Origin of the sequence: Vibrio sp. G-C-1, from assembly GCF_021728015.1 — a bacterium.
Classification (GTDB): Bacteria; Pseudomonadota; Gammaproteobacteria; order Enterobacterales; family Vibrionaceae; genus Vibrio; species Vibrio splendidus.
On the sequence record NZ_JAKKCR010000012.1, the window covers coordinates 62,359 to 63,275 of the forward strand.

Annotated in this window: 1 protein-coding gene; it reads right to left on the bottom strand. The window is 51.3% G+C overall.

Going from position 1 to position 917, the window contains the following annotated elements; genetic code table 11:
• Positions 1-917: Ig-like domain-containing protein (locus tag L3V36_RS17365; protein ID WP_237296700.1), on the bottom strand; the 917-nt coding region annotated here is incomplete at both ends.

The following is a 917-nucleotide window of genomic DNA, read 5'->3' on the forward strand; positions in this document are numbered from 1 at the left end:
TGTCGCTGTGAAGGTGTTGTCTGCGTTGTCCACGTCCGTCGCGGTCAAGGTGCCGGTCAAGCTCAACGCCGCATCGGTTTCAGAGGCCACGACCTCAGTGTCGCCTTCTATCGTCGCCGCATCGTTGATTGGATTCACACCCACATTTACCGTCAGCGTATCAGTTCCGCCTTGACCATCAGACACAACGACCGTGAAGCTGTCGCTACCGTTGTAGTCTTCGTTTGGTGTGTAGGTCCAGTTGCCGTTTTCATCAACTGTCACTGAACCATTAGATGGATCGCTGCCTTTAGAGAAGCTTAATGAGTCGTTATCGCCGTCTGATGCGGACAGTGAGCCGCTAACTGGCGTGTCTTCATCGGTGGTTACCGCCACGCTGTCGCCAAGTGGATCGCCATTGCCATCAACCAACGTTGGTTCATCGTTGACTGGATTCACACCCACACTTACCGTCAGCGTATCAGTTCCGCCTTTGCCATCAGAAACAATAACCGTGAAGCTGTCACTGCCGTTGTAGTCTTCGTTTGGTGTGTAGGTCCAGTTGCCGTTTTCATCAACTGTCACTGAACCATTCGATGGATCGCTGCCTTTAGAGAAGCTTAATGAGTCATTGTCACCATCTGATGCAGAAAGAGAACCGCTAACTGGCGTATCTTCGTCAGTCGTGACTGCAACACTGTCACCGAGTGGGTCTCCATTACCATCAACCAGGATTGGGGCATCGTTGACCGGATTCACACCCACACTTACCGTCAGCGTATCAGTTCCGCCTTTGCCATCAGAAACAATAACCGTGAAGCTGTCACTGCCGTTGTAGTCTTCGTTTGGTGTGTAGGTCCAGTTGCCGTTTTCATCAACTGTCACTGAACCATTCGATGGATCGCTGCCTTTTGAGAAGCTTAGTGAGTCATTGTCAC